Here is a 17,527-nt window from a genome sequence, read left to right as displayed (position 1 = left end):
ATGGAGTAACTTATTTAGCATCAAACAATGTAGCAACGCATACTTTAACAAATGTTGCTGGATGTGATAGTGTTGTGACTTTAGATTTAACAATCAACAATTCAAACACTGGAACTGATGTTCAAGTTGCATGTGATTCTTACACATGGATTGATGGAATGACTTACACAGCTTCCAATAATACAGCAACGCACACTTTAACAAATGCAGCGGGTTGTGATTCGTTAGTGACTTTAGATTTAACAATCAACTATTCAAATACAGGAACAGATACACAAGTTGCATGTGATTCTTATACTTGGATTGATGGAATGACTTACACAGCTTCCAATAATACAGCAACGCACACTTTAACAAATGCAGCGGGTTGTGATTCGTTAGTGACTTTAGATTTAACAATCAACTATTCAAATACTGGAACAGATACACAAGTTGCATGTGATTCTTACACATGGATTGATGGAGTGACTTATACAGCTTCCAATAATACAGCGATGCACACTTTAATAAATGCAGCTGGATGTGATAGCGTTGTGACTTTAGATTTAACAATCAACTATTCAAATACTGGAACAGATACACAAGTTGCATGTGATTCTTACACATGGATTGATGGAGTGACTTATACAGCTTCCAATAATACAGCGATGCACACTTTAATAAATGCAGCTGGATGTGATAGTGTTGTGACTTTAGATTTAACAATCAACTATTCAAATACTGGAACAGATGTTCAAGTTGCATGTGATTCTTACACATGGATTGATGGAATGACTTACACAGCTTCCAATAATACAGCAACGCACACTTTAACAAATGCAGCGGGTTGTGATTCGTTAGTGACTTTAGATCTAATAATCAACTATTCCAACACAGGAACAGACGTAATTACAGCGTGTGATTCTTATATTTGGATTGATGGAGTGACTTACACAACATCAAACAACACAGCGATGCATACTTTAACAAATGCAGCGGGTTGTGATTCAGTGGTGACTTTAGATTTAACTATAAATTACTCAAATACTGGAGTTGATACTCAGGTGGCCTGTGTTACTTATACATGGATTGATGGAGTTACTTATACATCTTCAAATAACACAGCGACATATACATTAACGAATATGGCCAATTGTGATTCTGTAGTCACTTTAGATTTAACAATCAACTCTCCTAATACAGGAACAGATGTGGTTACAGCGTGTGGTAGTTATACATGGATTGATGGAATAACATATTCAGGATCGAATAACGTAGCAACCCATACATTAACAAATGCTGCAGGCTGTGACTCTGTTGTAACTTTAAATTTAACAATCAATAATGCAGCTACCGGAACAGATGTTATTACTGCTTGTGATAATTACACATGGATAAATGGGCTGAACTATGTTGGTTCAAACAACTCTGCAACTCACACTATTTTAGGTGGAGCAGCGAATGGTTGTGACTCTATTGTGACTTTAAACTTGACAATAATCAACTCTGCATCCGGAACAGATGTGATAACCGCATGTGATAGCTATACATGGATTGATGGAATGACTTATACAACTTCAAACAGCTCTGCAATGCATACTATTTTAGGTGGAGCAGCGAATGGGTGTGATTCCATTGTAACGTTAAATTTAACAATCAATAATGCAACAACCGGAATTGACACGCAAGTGGCTTGTGAAACATTTACTTGGATTGACGGAATGGTTTACACCGCTTCAAACAATACAGCAACGCATACAATAGTTGGAGGTAATGCAATGGGATGTGATTCGATTGTAACACTAGATTTAACAATCGATGTTGCAAATAGTGCTGGTCCAGATGTATCAATTCCTGCATGTTTAAATCAACCAGTTGACTTAGATACATTGGTTAGTTTAGGATTGACGGGTACATGGTTGGATGATATGGATATGCCAATAACAGGAACGGTTACACTGCCAAATACTCCTGGGTCATACATTTATAAATATGTAGTCGCTTCAGGATCATGTCCGGCAGATACTGCAATTGTGACAGTGGTTATTGACGGGTCTTGTGATTACCTGAAGTTGACTTCAGAGGAATTGTTTGATATTTCAGTTTATCCAAATCCTGCATCGAGCGTTTTAACGATTCTGAATCCATCGAATGTTTCCTCTCTTAAAGTGGAAATGCTAGATATGAATGGAAGGGTAGTGCTAGTAGAAAACAAAGCAATGAATAATGCCACAGAAGCAAGCTTTGCAATCGACGATATAGAAACTGGAGTTTATACACTACGTGTTTATAATAATGATGCGCAGAAAATCTTCAAGATCGTTAAACGTTAATACGATAGTTAATTTTGTTTAGCAAAAAGCACTGCTCATGGAGTGGTGCTTTTTGTCTTCTTACAGATTTTATTAGTACAGCTTGAAAGCTGATGTTAGATTTATCACCACCTTTTACCCTAAGGAAATTAATCGATTTTTAAACGTTTTTAGCAATAAATAAATCTAGAAAAATATTTGTTTTATTGATCTAAAAAAGAGATTGAGGTCTTCATAAATGTGAGTGGTAAAGTTAAAGGTTGTACCTCCTAATCTCAGAGTTTAAAGGTGGAACAGGGCTTTGTCTCGTGAAAATAAAGCTTTATGCCCCATATCTCATTCTTTATCGAAATTGAATCTTTACAGACATCATTTTCCACCGGATATTAATTATTGTTAAATTAACATTTGGTTAACCATTTATATTTCTCTACTTTTGGAAGTCAATTTAAAAATATAATTTATGAAACGAATTTTAAAAAAAATAAGAGACGTAGGTTTGGCTTTGACCATGACCGCTTCTTTTGCTACAGTAGCCTCAGCACAGTTTGGTTGTGGTAGTGGTGTAGTAATTTCTGATGGCTATACCGCATCAGGAATAACTACTCCAGGTAACGGTGGCCCAGAAGATTGGGTTAATAGTGTTACTGGTCCGTCGAGTACTAGCTACTGGAATGATGACGTGTATATGTTTGAATACACAGCAGGAGCCACAACTGAGGAGATAACAATGACCATTGATTCCAGAAATTCATGGAATGGTATTGCGATTTTTACAACTTGTTCTGGAGCAACTTTGTCAGGATCACTAGATGATGAGACATCTTCTGGTACAGGTTTAAGAACTGTTACTGCTGTAATATCAGCTTCGCAAACGGTCTATATTGCTGTTGGGCAATTTGGGGCGCCAGATGACCTAGATTTTGATGTAACTAACTTTAGCGTAACAACTATTACTTGTGCAGATCCTACGGCATTGGCAGTTAGCAATATTACAGCTTCTTCAGTAGATTTAGCATGGACTGAGAACGGTACTGCAACTACTTGGAATATAGAGTATGGTGCTCCTGGATTTACAGTAGGTAACGGAACTCCAGGTACTGCTGTTGGTAATCCAACTACAATTTCTGGACTTACTGCTGACACAGATTATGAATTTTACGTTCAAGCTGACTGTGGTGGTGGTGATTTAAGTGGATGGTCAGGACCTTTCAGTTTCTTTACAGGTTTGTGTGTTCCTTCTCCAAGTAGTGTTGACGGGATTGGAATTACGAACGTAACAATGGGGACGATCAATAACACAACAGGAGCGGAAACAAATAACTACGGTGATTACACTGCGCAATCAACTGATGTGGCAGCAGGTACTTCTTTACCAATAGACATTACTTTGGAAACGGGTTATACATATAACTTGTTCGCTTGGGTTGACTGGAATGGCGATTTAGACTATGATGATGCTGGAGAAGGTTTCTACCTTGGTGAGTCAACTAGTGCTAATCCAACAACTTTTTCTGCTTCAATTTTGATTCCTGTAACTGCTAATTTAGGTAACTATAGACTTAGAATTGGTGGTGCTGACAACGGTTTAGGAAGTAGTTTGCCTTCAGACCCATGTTATTCTAGTGGTTATGCTTCTTTTGAAGACTATACTATAAACGTAACGGCTGCACCAACATGTGTAGACCCTAGTGCATTAATGGCTTCTAATTTAACACTGACTACTGCTGATTTAGCTTGGACGGAAAATGGAACTGCGACTGTTTGGAATATCGAATATGGAGCACCTGGGTTTACAGTGGGTAATGGTACGCCAGCAAATTCTGTTGGAAACCCAGCTACTGTAACTGGTCTAACTTCGGACACAGAGTATGAATTTTATGTTCAAGCTGATTGTGGTGGTGGTGATTTAAGTGGATGGTCAGGACCTTATAGCTTCTTTACTGGATACTGTCAAGTTGCAACAACAAGTACAGGTGATTATTTGACTGGAGTATCTTCTAGTGGTGCACAGACAGATGTTTCTTATACAGCTTCATCACAGCCTAGTGGTTCTTATGCGAACGAAACCGCTCAAGTATTTGAATCTTACGAAACTCAGGTGTTTGATATTAATACAACTTACCAAGGAGGTAGCAATGGAGTTAATATCTGGGTAGACTGGAATAATGATTTGATCTTTGATGCAAGTGAAATAATTGGATCAGGTACAGGGTCTACCGCTTACAATATTTCAGTTACTATCCCAGTGGGTACGCCTTTAGGAGATTACCGAATGAGAGTGCGTGCTCAGTATGGTAGTTCTGCAAATCCTCCAGCATGTGGAAGCGTATCATTCGGTTCTACTGTAGATTTTAATTTATCGATACTATCTGCTCCTGCATGTTTAAATCCATCTGCATTGTCTGCTTCAAATGTTACATCAACTTCTGCTGATTTAGCTTGGACAGTAAATGGAATTGAGACAGTTTGGAATGTGGAATATGATACTGTAGGATTTACTTTAGGGAATGGAGTGAATGCGCAAGCAACAACGAATCCATTTAATGTAACTGGATTGGCATCAAATACAGATTACGAATTCTATGTTCAAGCGGATTGTGGTGCAGACTCAAGCGCTTGGACAGGTCCATTTAGTTTTACTACTTTATGTGCTACCTACACTGCACCATTTGTTTATGATGTAGAAGCAGCAGCGACTACAACAAGCTCAGTAATTGAAGACTGTTGGTCGTCAACTCCGAATAATACATCTTCTGACTATCGTTGGAACGTTGATGGTTCTGGAGGAACACCTTCTTCAACAACTGGGCCTGATGGTGCGAATAGTGGATCTAATTATTTCTACGTTGAGGCGTCTTCAGGGTCAGATGGTGATACTGCTTATTTAACTACTCCAACAGTAGACGTGTCAGCTTTGACAACGCCATCGCTAGAGTTCTTTTACCACATGTTTGGTGCTGATGTAGATACACTTGCTGTTGAGGTTTCTGATGATGCTGGTGCAACTTGGACTAATGAACTTTACATTATAGGAGAGCAACAAACAGCTTCAACAGATCCATGGATGTTGCAGATAGTTGATTTAAGCGCATATACAGGTGATATTCAAGTACGTTTTATGGCGATTAGAGGTGCGTCTTATTTTGGAGATATTTCTTTAGACGACATTTCTATTAAGGAATTGCCAACGTGTATTGATCCTAGTGCATTGATGGTCGATAATATTACCTTGACTTCGGTTGATTTGTCTTGGATGGAAAACGGAACTGCTACAACTTGGAATATCGAGTACGGCGCTCCTGGTTTTACTTTAGGTAATGGTACTCCTGAAAATGGTTTGACAAGTAATCCTTATACCTTAACAGGTTTAACAGGTTTTACAAATTACGAGTATTATGTTCAAGCTGACTGTGGCGGTGGAGATGAAAGCGCTTGGGTAGGTCCATTTGCTTTTTATACAGGGTATTGTATTCCTTCTGCGTCTAGTGCATCAACATATATTGATGATTTCTCTACAAGCAATGGTTCTACAAATATTTCAAATTTAACTTCTGGGTTTACTTTAGGAGGGTACTTTGATGGATCAGCGCAAGTAGTTTCTTCTTACGAAACTTCATCATTTGACTTCAGTGCTTCAATTGTTGGTGGAACTGTGGGGTTTGCGATTTGGATTGATTGGAACAATGACTTAGTGTTTGACGATGCTACCGAAAAAGTTTTCAATACAACTTCTTATGGAAGTGGTCCATTTACAGGGACAGTAACTATTCCTGCAGGAACTCAATTAGGTGACTACAGAATGAGAATTACAACTGACTATCTTAGTAGTAATCCAAGTGATCCATGTGCAGACAGAAGTAGAGCAGAGTTTGAAGATTACACTTTAACGGTTGTACCGGCTCCGCCATGTGCAGACCCTTCTGTGTTAACGGCTTCAAACATCACTACAACTTCAGCTGATTTGGCTTGGACAGAAAACGGAACAGCAACAGCATGGAACATTGAATATGGTCCTGCTGGATTTACACCAGGTGCTGGAACTATTCTAGCAACGACAACAAATCCACATACCTTGTCTGGTTTAATGCCATGTACAAATTACGAATACTACGTTGAAGCAGATTGTGGTGTAAACTCAAGTACAATGGTAGGTCCTTTTGCTTTCACAACGCAGGATACTCCAGCTACTGGAACAGATACTCAAGTGGCTTGTGAAACATTTACTTGGATCGATGGAAATACTTATACTTCATCAAACAACACGGCTACATTTACAATTGTAGGTGGTGGTTCTAGTATATGTGGAAATGATTCAATTGTAACATTAGATTTAACAATCAACAATGCTACAACGGGAACAGATGTTCAAGCAGCTTGTGAGACTTTCGATTGGATCGACGGGAACACTTATACTGCTTCAAACAATACTGCAACATTTACAATAGTAGGTGGTAATGCAAATGGTTGTGATTCTATCGTTACTTTAGATTTAACGATTGATACACCTCCAAGTGCGGGAGACGATGTGACGAGAACATTCTGTTTGAATCAACCATTAGATCTTGATACTTTGTTGAGCGCTAATGCTGATGCAGGTGGAACTTGGTTGGATCCAACAAGTGCTCCTTTAACGGGATCTTCTATTACTGTATCAGATCAAGCAGGTGTATATGTCTACACTTATGTTACTGCAGCAAACGGCGCTTGTCCTGCTGCAACTGCAAGTGTTGAAATAACTGCTGACGATGGATGTGATTATTTATCAGTTGATACTGAAGCATTGGTTGATATCTCTGTATATCCAAACCCAACAGCTAACGTGTTGACAATTCTTAATCCTTCTAATACTTCTTCTTTAAAAGTTGAAATGTTAGACATGAACGGAAGAGTGGTTCTTTTAGAAAACAAAGCGTTGAATAACGCAATGGAAGCTACTTTAGAAATTGAATACCTTGAAAAAGGAATTTATACTCTACGTGTTTACAACAGTGAAGCTTCAAAAACTTTCAAAATTGTGAAGCAGTAAAAGTATTTTAATGTTTATTAAAGAAGGCGCTACCCATTTGGGTGGCGCTTTTTTTTTGACGATCTGCTAAACTTGCATTTTGAAAATACTCGCCGCTCGATAAGAAAGTAGGATTGGAGTATTGATAATGAAAACAATCTGAATTAGGATTCATAAACCACTAATTTATATAATAGTTTTACGACTAGAAACCCTTAGAATCACAGCTGTGACAAATGATTAGAGTGTTTTATTTGAAGTGATTTTTTACTTCTTGAAAATTATTTGACGTTGGCTCGAATGAGCAAATAGCTTTGGTTCTGCCATTTACAACTCAAGTTATAGCCTCTTCTGATTTTTATGAAAAAAAATAGCTAAGATTATTTAAATTGGGTAAACAATTGGCTCTTCCTGGCTTGTTAAGAATTAATTGAATAGGTAGGCATCAATCAGGATGAGTTGTGTTTTTCTATCGCTCACAATGAATTTAAGCGAAATTAAATGAGAAAGGTTGGTTTATGATTTCATTTTAATTACCTTTAACATAATATAAACAATTAAAAAGCGACACTTATGAAAAGAGTTCTACTAAAAAGTGGGCTGATGATAGCTACTTTTGCAGCAAGTTTAGGGTTGAATGCCCAAACATATTGTGCTTACACCACCTCTAACACGGGGAATTTTATTTCCAATTTTGAAACCTTCGGAGGTAACCCCGATATCTCTAATTTAAACAATGGTCAAGGAACAACTTCGCAAGGTTATTCAGATTTCACTGCCTTATCCGCAGGTGTTTATGAAACACAGCAAATTGATGTAACGATTACAGAGGGTTCTGGTGGTACACACGGGTATTCAGTTTTTATCGACTGGAATAATGATTTCACTTTCGATGCTAGTGAAAAGGTTATTGCTTCAGCAGGTTACGAATCTACTCCATTTGCAGGTTCTTTTACTGTTCCAGCAGGTCAAGCAATTGGTCAATACAGAATGCGTGTGGTTATTGATTGGCTTAATTCTGTGCCGGGTGCTTGTTCTGGAAGTTATGCAGAGGCAGAAGATTATACTATTGATGTAATTGCGCCTCCTTCTTGTCTTCCTCCTCAAACATTAAATGTAAGCAATGTTACTACTACAACACTTGATTTCGGTTGGACTGAAATTAATGCGGCAACCGAATGGCAGGTAGAATACGGTCCTATTGGTTATGTTTTAGGTTCTGGTGCAGGTCAATCAAATGTAACAACATCAAACCCTTACAATGCTACTATAGTTCAAGGAAATGAGTACGATTTCTACGTGCGTTCTATTTGTGCTCCTGGAGACACTAGTTTTTGGAGTGGCCCTTACCAATTCAAGTATTGTGATGTTTCAATTCAGTACGGTTCAGAGTACCTGAGCGTTATAAATTCAAGCGGTGCATTGGTAGATTTTAATTATACCGCAAGTTCAGCACCAGCAGGAAGTTATGCAAATGAGACGGCGTTGGCGTTTGAAGCTTTTGAAACACAGGTTTTTGACATCAATACAACTTACGTAGGTGGAGGTAGTGGCGTTAATGTTTGGGTCGACTGGAACTTAGACATGGTTTTTGATCCTTCAGAATTGGTAACAGGTTCAACAGTGGCTTCAGTTTCTCATACTTTACCTTTTACAGTTCCTTTAGGAACTCCAGTTGGAGATTATAGAGTTAGAGTTCGTGGTCAATGGAATACTCAAAACCCACCTCCTTGTGGTTCTGTTAGTTATGGTTCAACTGTAGATTTCAATTTGACTATTGTTAGTCCACCTTCTTGTCTTCCTCCAAATAGCTTGACGGTGAATAACGTAACTGATTCTTCTTTAGCTTTAGGATGGACAGAAAATGGAACAGCTACAACATGGAACATTGAGTATGGTCCAACAGGATTTACACCGGGTACAGGAACAATAGCTACTGTAACATCAAATCCATTCACGATTAATGGTTTAATGTCAAACTCTAACTATGATTTTTATGTTCAATCAGATTGTGGTGGTGGTGACTTGAGTTATTGGTCATCAGTTTTAGGACCTGTTTTGACAGAATGTAGTTCTTACTTAGCGAATGGATTCTGCGAAGGTTTTGATATCAATTTATCATCTACTATCGGTTGCTGGAGAGTGAGAGATGAAAATACCGATGGTGATGTATGGCAAGTAAGTACTCAAAATCCTAACACTGGAGCTTATTCAGCAATCTTTAATTCTGATTTTAATGCAGGTAACAATGACGATTATTTGATTTCGCCAGCAATTGTTTTGACAGGTATTGAAGCAATGAAGTTCTCTTATGCTGTTCAAAGTTCAACAGAACCAAATGATTTGCAGGTATTATTATCGACTACAGGAACAAACGTTGCTGACTTTACTGATACAATTATGGCATTAACTCAATTTTCGAATGAGAATTATCAAGATACGGTGCTTGATTTAACAGCTTACACAGGGCAGGTTTACGTTGCTCTTCATATTCCTCCAGGAGGTTTGGATGGATGGAATCTGTTTATAGACGACCTTTGCTTCGGTGAATGTATTCCAACACCGGGAACGGATGGTAATGTGGATGTTTGTATGTTGAATAACTCAGTAGATTTAACAGACAATATTATTACTAATATTAATTCATATGGACGTTGGGAGTTTCCTGCAAATCAAGCGCTAATTGTGGACGATACAATGTTTAACGTAAGTGCAATGGCGGAAGGTTCTCATGAAGTTCTTTACATCGTAGAAGGTCTTTGTCAAGAGGATACTACAATTGCAACGGTTAACGTATACAGAGCTTCAGATGCAGGGATTGATGGTGTTAAAGAAGTTTGTCTGAATACACCAATTAACCTGTTCTCTGCTTTATCAGGTAATGTTGATTTTGGAGGTACTTGGTATGATCCAGCTAACGTGGCGTTACCAAATTCTCAGCCAAATGCACCAGGTATACCTGGAATATATCAGTACACTTACATTACTGATAATGGGTTTTGTCCAAGTGATACATCTATCGTTACGGTAACTGTTGATGGAGGTTGTGATAACCTTTCTTTAGGAAGTGACGTTTTGACTGATGTTTCTGTATATCCAAATCCTGCAACAAGCATGCTTACTATAGTAAATCCTTCAAACACAACTTCTCTAAAAGTAGAGATGTTAGACATGAATGGTAGGGTTGTAATGGTAGAAGACAAAGCATTAAATAATGCAACAGAAGCTACATTAACAATTGACTACCTAGAAAAAGGTATTTATACTTTAAGAGTTTACAATAGTGAAGGTCAAAAAACTTTCAAGATTGTAAAGCAGTAATTATATTTTTGTAACTGGTTTTGAGCGTCTTTCTTCGGAAAGACGCTCTTTTTTTATGGTAACAATAAATATGAGGTACGATATATAAAATATTCTTGTTTTAATCGTTTTTAAACTTTAAATTTGGCTTAATATTAATTTTTAAATACTCTATTTATGAAGAAAAATATACTCAGTGGTTTGCTGCTTTTTGCAGCAGCGATGTTTGGAACAAATGTCCAAGCACAAACCTATTGTACCGTCTCTACGGACTACACTTTTGATTATCTTAGTGCAGTAAGTTCTAACCTCGCTGTTTCTAATGTCTCATATAGTGCATCTACTCAGCCAGCAGGTTCTTATGCAGATGAAACAACACAAACTTTCGAATCTTTTGAAACACAAACTTTTGAAATCAACACGAGTTATGTTGGTGGTGGTAATGGTGTGAATATCTGGGTAGACTGGAATAATGATTTCACATTTGATCCAGCTGAGTTAATGGCTTCATTGGCAGATGGAAATGCAAATAAAACTTTAATGGTAACAGTTCCTGTAGGAACACCCGTTGGAGATTATAGAATGAGAGTTCGTGGTCAGTACGGCTCTACTGCTAATCCTCCGGCATGTGGTCAAGTTCTGTATGGTTCAACAATTGATTTTAAATTAAGTATTGTTGCCCCTCCAACTTGTTTGCCTCCAACAGGATTGACTGCCTCAAATATTTCTGCTACTTCAGCAGATTTAAGCTGGACAGAAAATAATGGAGCAACAACTTGGGAAGTTGAGTATGGTGTTGCTGGTTTTACTCCAGGTAGTGGAACTTTGTCAGGGCCAATAACAACTAATCCTTATACTGTTGCAATTTCAGCAAACACAGCTTATGAATTTTATGTTCAGACAGATTGTGGTGGTGGAGATTTTAGTACTTGGGCTGGACCTTATTACTTTGATAACACTTATTGTACTCCTTCATATTCGAGTACTAGTGAGTATTTATCATTGGTAGAGACAAATGGTGCAATTGTAGATGCATCTTTCACTGCTACAGCACAACCAACCGGAGGGTATTCTGATGAGACTGCTCAAGTTATCGAAGCTTATGAAACAATGTTATTTGACTTAACAACTACTTATACTCCTTCTTTCGGGAATTCAGTTGCTGTTTGGGTTGATTGGAATCAAGATTTTAATTTTGATGCTTCAGAATTATTGTCCTTAGGTCAAAATTCAAATGCTACTATCGTTCAACAACTTACAATTCCTGCAGGTACACCACAAGGAAACTATCGAATGAGAGTTCGAGGAATTTATGGATCATTCTCAACACCTGTACCTTGTGGTTCTGCAACATGGGGAACTGCAGTTGATTTTACTTTAAACATTATTGCACCACCTAGCTGTTTGCCAGTTATGGATATCGATACAGTAAATGTTTCAACTACCTCTGTGGAATTAACATGGACTGAATTGAATTCAGCTACATCATGGGAAATTGAGTACGGTCCTGCCGGATTTACTCCAGGTTCTGGTACTTTTGCAACAGCGACATCAAACCCTTTTGTTATTACTGGATTAAATCCTAGTTCTGAATACGATTTCTACGTTCAATCTGATTGTGGAGGTGGTGATTCAAGTGCATGGAGAGGTCCATATTCAGTTTATACAGATTGTGGTATCGCTTTAGCACCCTACTCAGAGACCTTCAGTAGTGGAATACAACCACAATGTTGGGATAACTTATCTTCTGCTCCAGGGAGTGCGAATACTTTTTGGAAGTTTACTGGTGCTCCAGGTTATGGTGCAACGGCAAACGGAAGAGCTGCTGGTACTTATGCTTGGACAGATGGTTCAACACCAACTCCAGATAGTATTATGTTAGTGACGCCACCAATTGATTTGGGAGCGCTAACAACTCCTTACTTAGCGTTTGAATGGTTTAGTAATAATACAACAAATCCTGGTGACAACAACCCAATGATCGTGGAGGTTTATGATGGTTCAACTTGGACTTATCTTGATACCTTAGCAGGGGACAGTACAGAGTGGATGTTTGTTAACTACGATTTAAGTGCGTTTATGAATGATACCATTCAAGTACGATTCATGGTGAATCAAACCACTACAACAAGTTCAGCGTTTTATAACGATGTGTTATTAGATAATGTAGTTATTGATGACTGTATTAGTTTAGGTGGCCAAGATGGCTCTTTAGATGTTTGTAGATTAGACAATACAGTGAATTTAGAAGATAATATTATCGTTAAACCAAATGGTGGTGGTAATTGGTCTTTCCCGGATCAGTCAGCATATTTAGTTGATGATACTATATTTAATGTTCAGTACTTACCTGTTGGAACATACGAAGTGTTCTATGTGGAAAGAGCAGTTTGTTACGACACTACTTTGGCAATCATCAATGTTTTCGGTCCTTCTTCTGCAGGAACTGATGGTACAGTGACAGTTTGTAAGAATGCACCAATCGATTTGTTCTCAGCTTTATCAGGAAGTGTTGATATGGGAGGTGATTGGTATGATTTCAGTAACACATTATTGAATACAGCTCAGCCAAAAGCACAAAACATCCCGGGTCAATATAACTTTAACTATGTTGTTACAAATGGCGTTTGTCCTGCGGACACAGCATTGGTTGAGGTGTCTGTTTTAGGAGACTGTGACTGGCTGTCTATAGGTGAGGAAATGTTTGCTGAAATTTCAGTATTCCCTAACCCTGCAACAAGTTTCTTGACAATTTCAAACCCTGCAAACACTTCTTCTTTAAAAGTGGAAATGTTGGATATGAATGGGCGCGTAGTGTTAGTAGAAAACAAAGAGTTAAATAACGCATCAGAATCTACATTGTCAATCGATCACCTTGAGAAAGGAATCTATACAATGAGAATTTACAATAATGAAGGTCAGAAAACTTTCAAGATTGTGAAGCAATAATTTTCATTGAAATATCATAATTATAAAAGCGCCTCTCAATTTGGGAGGCGCTTTTTTATGCATTAGTATTTTATTTTGGTGTTAGTCATAATATGCTTTTATATCATTTTGGAATTTTTATTCCGTGTTTTAGACTTTAGTTAACTGTGTTTACTATATCTGATATTCCGTTGTTTATAATTAAAATGTCCATATTTTTTTGTTCAGTAATTTAGATTAATTAACTTTATGGAATAACTAACATTTTTTAAAATAAACTTATTTATGAAAACTCTTTACAAAAAGCTTCGGGATTACGGTTTGGCTTTGTTCGTCTCGGCTTCCTTCGCTAATTTTTCCGTAGCACAATTTGGTTGTGCGACAGGTGTTGCCATTACTAATGGATACACCGCAACCGGTATTACAACCCCAGGGACAGGTGGTGTTGAAGACTGGAATATTAATCCTCCAGGTTCAATAGTTCCAGGTTATTATTGGGATGATGATGCTTATATGTTTGAGTATACTGCTGGGGCCACCGCAGAGGAAATTACGATGACGATTTACACGCGAAATACCTATACTGGACTGGGGATTTTTACTAATTGTACAGGAACACAGTTCTCTAATCAGTTAGATGCTGTATCTGGTGGTTTTTCGAGTAATATTTCACTTACTGTTACAGCAATTATTTCTCCAAACCAAACAGTTTACATTGCTGCTGGTCAGTGGGGAACTCCAAATGACTTGGATTTTGATGTAACTAATTTCTCGGTAACCACAATAACGTGTCCGGATCCAATAAATCTAATCTCTTCTGCCATAACTTCAGGTGGAGCTACAATAGATTGGACGGAGAATGGAACAGCCACTACATGGAATGTTGAATGGGGTGCTGCAGGATATGCTCAAGGTACTGCTGCTGCAATTGGTTCTGATGTAGGAAACACAAGTCAATCTTCGGTAATAACTGGATTAAATCCAGCAACCACTTATGATGTTTATGTTCAAGCTGATTGTGGTGGAGGTGATTTGAGTGGATGGGTTGGCCCATTATCTTTTTTTACCGCTTGTGTCGCAGAGGTAGCACCTTGGTTTTATGATGTTGAAAGCGCAATGACTACAACTAGTTCTGATATTGGTGATTGCTGGGACTCGTCTCCAAACAATACAACATCAGCTTACCGTTGGAATGTTGGAAGTTCTACTTCATCAACTAACACCGGACCAAATAGTGCTTATAGTGGAAGTAATTTCTTCTATACAGAAGCGTCTTCTGGATCAAATGGAGCAACAGCTTATTTGTATACTCCGCAAATTGATTTGTCAGGGTTGACAACACCGCAGTTGGTTTTTTATTACCACATGTATGGTTCAGACATCAACACTTTGAATGTTCAGGTTTCTACAGATAATGGACTCACTTGGACAACAGAAGAGACAATAGTTGGCGAGCAACAAACTAGTGGTTCTGACCCTTGGATGGAAAAATTAGTTTTGTTGAACGGGTATTCAGGAGTAGTTTCTTTGAGATTTGAAGGAATAAGAGGAGCAAGTTTCAATGGAGATATCTCCCTTGATGATATTGCTATAATTGAAGCACCAACTTGTATTAAACCAACTAATTTAGTGGTGAATAATATCACTTCAACTTCAGCAGATTTATCTTGGACAGAGAACAACGGATCTACTATATGGAATATTGAATACGGTGTTGCAGGTTTCGCTCAAGGAACAGGTACACCAGCTAACCAGATAACATCAAATCCTTACAACATCACTATCTCTCCAAACACAGCGTATGAGTTTTATGTGCAGACTGATTGTGGTGGAGGTGACTTGAGTGACTGGGCTGGACCATTTGAATTCTCGAATATTTACTGTTTTCCAGTTTATACAAGCACATCAGAGTATTTACCATTAATTGAAACGGTAGGTGCCATTGCAGATGTTTCTCATACAATAACGTCTTTCCCTTTGCCTAATGGGTACACTGATGAAACTGCTCAAACAATGCAGGTATATGAAACACTGACTTTAGACTTGAACACAACCTACAGTTACTCTACTTCTTACGTGGTGAGAATGTGGGTGGATTGGAATAATGATTTTGTTTTTGATCCAGCTACAGAGTTGTTGTCATCTGGTACAGGTGCTTCGGGTGCTTCGACGCAGCAAATACAAATTCCTGCTGGAACTCCAGTAGGAACTTATCGTGTAAGAGTCAGAGGTGAATGGGGGTCTTCTTCTAACCCATTGCCTTGTAGTAGTGAAACTTGGGGGTCTGCTATTGATTTCATGATGGAAGTGTTGACACCACCTTCTTGTCTTCCAGTAATGGATATTGACACGGTTAGTGTTGGAACTAACTCTGTTGATTTGTCATGGGTTGAATTGAATTCCGCAACTTCATGGGTTATTGAATATGGTTTAGCAGGATTTACACCAGGTTCAGGTACATCAGTTTCTGTGAATACCAATCCATTTAATGTTACAGGTTTAAACCCAAGTGCTGAATACGATTTCTATGTGCAATCTGATTGCGGAGGTGGTGATTCAAGTGCATGGAGAGGTCCATATTCAGTTTATACAGATTGTGGTATAGCTTTAGCACCTTACTCAGAGACTTTCAGTAGTGGAATACAACCACAATGTTGGGATAACTTATCTTCTGCTCCAGGGAGTGGGAATACTTTTTGGAAGTTTACTGGTGCTCCAGGTTATGGTGCAACGGCAAACGGAAGAGCTGCTGGTACTTATGCTTGGACAGATGGTTCAACACCAACTCCAGATAGTATTATGTTAGTGACGCCACCAATTGATTTGGGAGCGCTAACAACTCCTTACTTAGCGTTTGAATGGTTTAGTAATAATACAACAAATCCTGGTGACAACAACCCAATGATCGTGGAGGTTTATGATGGTTCAACTTGGACTTATCTTGATACCTTAGCAGGGGACAGTACAGAGTGGATGTTTGTTAACTACGATTTAAGTGCCTTTATGAATGATACCATTCAAGTACGATTCATGGTGAATCAAACCACTACAACAAGTTCAGCGTTTTATAACGATGTGTTATTAGATAATGTAGTTATTGATGACTGTATTAGTTTAGGAGGTCAAGACGGTTCTTTGGATGTTTGTCGTTTCGACAATACAGTGAACTTAGAGGATAATATTATCGTTAAGCCAAATGGTGGTGGTAACTGGTCTTTCCCAGATCAACCTTCTTACTTGGTAGATGATACAGTTTTCAATGTTCAGTTCTTACCAACTGGTTCTTATGATGTACTATATGTTGAGAGAGCAGTGTGTTATGATACAACATTCGCTACAATTAATGTTTTCGGACCATCTTCTGCAGGAACTGATGGATCAATCACAGTTTGTATGAACGAACCAATCAACCTTTATGGTGTAATTGGAGGAAATGTTGATCTAGGAGGAGAATGGTTTGACTTTACAAACACTCTACTACCGAGTTCACAGCCAAAAGCGCAGCCAATACCAGGTAACTACAACTATTTCTATGTTGCAGATAATGGTGTTTGTCCAGCGGATACTTCTATTGTTACTGTTACAGTAGACGGAACTTGTGATTACTTATCATTGGCTGAGGAAATGTTTGCTGAGATTTCAGTATATCCGAATCCAACAACAAATCTTTTGAATATCGTAAACCCATCTAATACTTCTTCTTTAAAATTAGAAATGTTAGATATGAACGGTAGAGTAGTATTGGTTGAAGATAAGGCTTTAACAAACGCAACAGAAGCAACAATAGCGATTGATCACCTTGAGAAGGGAATTTATACGCTACGTGTATACAATAACGAAGGTCAAAGAACCTTTAAAGTTGTAAAGCAATAATTAGCTTTTAGTAAGTTTAAAAAAAAGCGTTTCTCTTTAAGAGAGACGCTTTTTTTATTTCACAAAATTTTAAATTAAAAAAAGACAACACTTTTGTTGTTCTACAGTTTATTTTAGTTAAATTTGC

5 protein-coding genes are annotated in these 17,527 nt (G+C 38.0%); all 5 read left to right on the top strand.

All coding sequences use genetic code 11. The features are described from left to right. Positions 1-2,312: T9SS type A sorting domain-containing protein (locus DIT68_RS12950; RefSeq protein ID WP_146194218.1), on the top strand; the 2,312-nt coding region annotated here is incomplete at its 5' end. A gap of 442 nt (positions 2,313-2,754) precedes the next feature. Further along, the gene (locus DIT68_RS12945) at positions 2,755-7,320 is read left to right on the top strand and encodes a GEVED domain-containing protein (RefSeq protein ID WP_109360234.1); all 4,566 of its coding nucleotides are present in this window, start codon (positions 2,755-2,757) and stop codon (positions 7,318-7,320) included. Between the two features lie 552 nt (positions 7,321-7,872). Beyond that, positions 7,873-10,620: a GEVED domain-containing protein gene (locus DIT68_RS12940; protein ID WP_109360233.1), complete on the top strand. Its 2,748-nt coding sequence runs from the start codon at positions 7,873-7,875 to the stop codon at positions 10,618-10,620. A gap of 156 nt (positions 10,621-10,776) precedes the next feature. Continuing rightward, positions 10,777-13,548 (top strand): GEVED domain-containing protein, encoded by a 2,772-nt coding sequence (locus DIT68_RS12935; protein WP_109360232.1) that lies wholly within the window; start codon positions 10,777-10,779, stop codon positions 13,546-13,548. A gap of 264 nt (positions 13,549-13,812) precedes the next feature. After that, complete coding sequence (locus tag DIT68_RS12930) at positions 13,813-17,400, top strand: fibronectin type III domain-containing protein (protein WP_109360231.1); 3,588 nt, start codon at positions 13,813-13,815, stop codon at positions 17,398-17,400. Positions 17,401-17,527 lie beyond the last annotated feature (127 nt).

Source organism: Brumimicrobium oceani (genome assembly GCF_003143775.1).
GTDB classification, from domain to species: Bacteria; Bacteroidota; Bacteroidia; order Flavobacteriales_D; family Crocinitomicaceae; genus Brumimicrobium; species Brumimicrobium oceani.
This window is presented reverse-complemented; position numbering and strand designations above follow the sequence as displayed.